Origin of the sequence: Streptomyces sp. NPDC001941, assembly GCF_040296945.1 — a bacterium.
In the GTDB taxonomy this organism is placed as follows: domain Bacteria; phylum Actinomycetota; class Actinomycetes; order Streptomycetales; family Streptomycetaceae; genus Streptomyces.
Window position 1 is genome coordinate 1 of record NZ_JBEOYE010000249.1, and the last position, 1,648, is coordinate 1,648.

General features: G+C 69.4%; 1 protein-coding gene. It reads right to left on the minus strand.

The window, feature by feature from the left end:
* Positions 1-1,425 (minus strand): peptide MFS transporter (locus ABT160_RS46935; protein ID WP_351656550.1); only part of this gene is annotated, 1,425 nt, incomplete at its 3' end.
* Positions 1,426-1,648 lie beyond the last annotated feature (223 nt).

A 1,648-nucleotide genomic window follows, 5' to 3' on the forward strand; every position in this document is an offset into this window, starting at 1 on the left:
GTCGTAGTGCAGTCCGTCGCCGAAGGGCTGCGGGGTGAACTCGTTGTGGACGAGCCCGTACCAGTCGCCGGTGTCCGGGTCGACCCACACGCCCAGGAGCTGGGAGGCGTACTTCGCGGGGGCCAGCTTGGTGGAGACGGACAGGCCCACGGGCGAGAGGCAGAGCTCGCCGATCGTCTGCACCAGGAAGAGCAGCACGATCCACCACATCGTCGGGTGAGCGCCGCCGGACGCCTGCGAGAGCGGCACGCAGAAGGAGAAGAAGGACAGCGCGATGAAGAAGAGGCCGAAGGCGAACTTCGTCATGGTGCGCACCTCCTTGCCGCGCCTGATCAGGCCGGTCCACAGGGCGGCGAACACCGGGGCGAGCAGGATGATGAAGAAGGAGTTGAAGGACTGGTACCAGGTGGAGGGCATCTCCCAGCCGAAAACCGTGTTGTCCGCCTTCGTCTCGCCGAACGCCTGCACGGTCGACGCGCCCTGGTCGTAGATCATCCAGAACACCGCGGCCGCGGCGAAGATCCAGATGAAACTGGTCATCCGGGACTGTTCCACGTCCGTCAGGTCACGGTCCCGCTTGATCCGTGCGAGCACCAGGACCGGGATGACCAGGCCCGCCACGGTAAGCGGGAGCAGCACCCAGTTGATGGTGAAGTGGTCGGTGACGACCACCACGGTGTAGAAGACGGCCGCGACCGCGCTCCACGCGAGCGCCTTCAGGGCCAGGCTCTTCTTCTCGTCCGCACTGGCCGGGTTCACCACCACGTCCGCGTGTTCGGGCAGGTGGCGCGTGCCGTACAGGAACTGGGCGAGGCCGAGCGCCATGCCCAGGGCGGCCAGCCCGAAGCCGAGGTGCCAGCTGACGGTCTGTCCGACCGTGCCGATGACGTACGGGGCGAGGAAGCCGCCGATGTTGATCCCCATGTAGAAGACCGTGAACCCGCCGTCCCTGCGGACGTCGTTGTCGGCGTACAGCTGCCCCACCATGGTGGAGATGTTGCTCTTGAGCAGGCCCGAGCCGAGCGCCACCAGGGCCAGTCCGACGAAGAAGCCGCCCGAGCCCGGCACGGCCAGGCACAGGTGGCCGGCCATGATGATCCCCGCGCCGATGGCCACGGTCTTGCGCGGCCCCCACAGCCGGTCGCCGAACCAGCTGCCCGGCATGGCCAGCAGGTAGACCATCGCGACGTAGACGGAGTAGATCGCCGTCGCGGTCGCCGCGTCGTAGGCCAGGCCGCCGCCCTGCGAGCCGGGCTTGGCGTCCGCTCCGCCGGAGATCAGGTAGATGACCAGCAGGGCGCGCAGGCCGTAGTAGCTGAAGCGCTCCCACATCTCGGTCATGAACAGCGTGGCCAGGCCGCGCGGGTGGCCGAAGAAGGTCTTGCCCTGCTGGTCGGCCGCGTCTTTCGGAAGGGTGGACGCCATGGATTTCCGTGTCCTCGTGGCTCGGTACGCGCCGCCGGTTCGTCGGCGCCGCAGGCGCGCCTACCCCGCGATCACCGATATCCCACACACCGGGTCCGCTCGGCGGACGCGGTGAGATCCAGGTCACTCGGCGGGCGCGGCCCGGCCGCCGGGCTCGCCGTGGCGTCCGCCGGGCTAGCCGTGGGGGGCGCCCCCGCGGGGGGGGGGGCGGCCCCGGGCGCCC